This window comes from Pelagibacterium luteolum (assembly GCF_900100665.1).
GTDB lineage: Bacteria > Pseudomonadota > Alphaproteobacteria > Rhizobiales > Devosiaceae > Pelagibacterium > Pelagibacterium luteolum.
Genome location: NZ_FNCS01000048.1, coordinates 1 through 1,463, shown reverse-complemented (window position 1 = coordinate 1,463; position 1,463 = coordinate 1). Strand labels below are relative to the sequence as shown.

General features: G+C 54.1%; 1 protein-coding gene. It reads right to left on the bottom strand.

Annotated features, from left to right (window positions below):
- Positions 1-458: 458 nt before the first annotated feature.
- Positions 459-1,283 carry a hypothetical protein gene (locus BLR31_RS21275; RefSeq protein ID WP_090600544.1) on the bottom strand — a complete coding sequence of 275 codons (825 nt, stop codon included), beginning with the start codon at positions 1,281-1,283 and terminating at the stop codon, positions 459-461.
- Between the last annotated feature and the right edge of the window lie 180 nt (positions 1,284-1,463).

The following is a 1,463-nucleotide window of genomic DNA, read 5'->3' as shown; positions in this document are numbered from 1 at the left end:
TCAAACAAAGTCCTTGTGTTCGAGATAAACCCGAACCGCAAAAACAAAGCCCGCCGGCCACGTTTCCCTTTCCATTCATAACCTACAATGTCAAACAACTGACGCCACTTGGCAGCGTCTAAATTCTGCTCTCACTTAAAGGCGCAAATGGCTTTGTCCCGATCCTTATCTGATCGGCACCAGGCCCGAACCTTTTCATGAAGACCGCCTCTTCAGCGCCGCGCTGGGCGCCGCCTCGTCAGCGGTGTGGGGTATATAGGGCCGACTGTTTGGCCTGTCAACACCCGGTTTCGAAAAAACTGAAAGTTCTTTTTTTTCAAAACCTTGGCTGGTTTTCGCCGGACCGTGTGGCCCGTCTCTGCCAGCGCTCGGGGTGTATACGGGGACCCTATTGCCGAGTCAACAGGTCGATTTTAAAAAACTCTCATGAAGCGATTTTGGTTCCACCTGTGGATAAGTCAGTAGCCGAATTTGTTGCGATGCCGGCGTGCAGCGTCGAGATCCGGCCAATGCGCGGGATCTTCAGGTAGGCGTAGCATGGCCTTGCGATTGGCAATTTCAAGGAACATCCGCATCTCCGCTTCCATAGTTTGATGACGCAGGAGCTCATAGTCGTCCCCGATCGCCAAGAGACCGTATCTATAGGCAAATGCAAACGAACTCGACAGAAACAGGCCGTCGCGTTCCGCGCCTTCATGGCGGACGAATGGCTCGTCGATACCGATAACAACGCCTTCCTGAGCAAGGCCGTCGATCGAGGATTGGCGCATATGGGAAATGGCACAGCGTTGGGAATATGCTGCGGCCACCTTGTGGAAAAAAGTCTTTCCCTGAGCTTCGAAATGCAAACCGCCAACAAGGCTTCCGACAATGACCTCGCCATAGCCTTCGGCCAGCGTGACGATCGGCGTCTGTAGCGCCTGCTCGAGCCCAAGCTTGCCGGGTAACAGGCCCGCCATCTCCTCAGGCAACAGGGTGTCGATCATATACGGCGTGAAATGCCGATCCGATTCGGGGTCACCCTCGGTGACGATCGTGATCGATTCGGGCAATGGTCGAATATCCACGAATCGAAAATCGACAGAATCGCCGGCGCGAGCCCAGCTTTCCAGACGGCCAATGGCATGGAGGCGCCAAATGCCAGGCACATCCGATTGGCCGAACACGATATCTTCGCCCATGCGGTCGATGGCATGTGATTCGTAGATGCCGGGAAAACGCAGTGTCAGCTCTGATTGAGCAGCGGCAGCAAAGTCTGTCCTGACGATGAGTTTCGTCTTCATGATCGTCCCCTCACGTTTTTTGACATAAGGGTGATACCGGACAGAACGGGTAACTACGAGTTCGGTTAACTACGTATGTGTATGTCGCCCCTTGAACGCAAAAAGCCCCGCGTTTTTGCGGGGCTTTTTGTGTGTGTTGAGAGAAGTGTATTGGTGTGATTGTTAGACCTGGCGGCGACC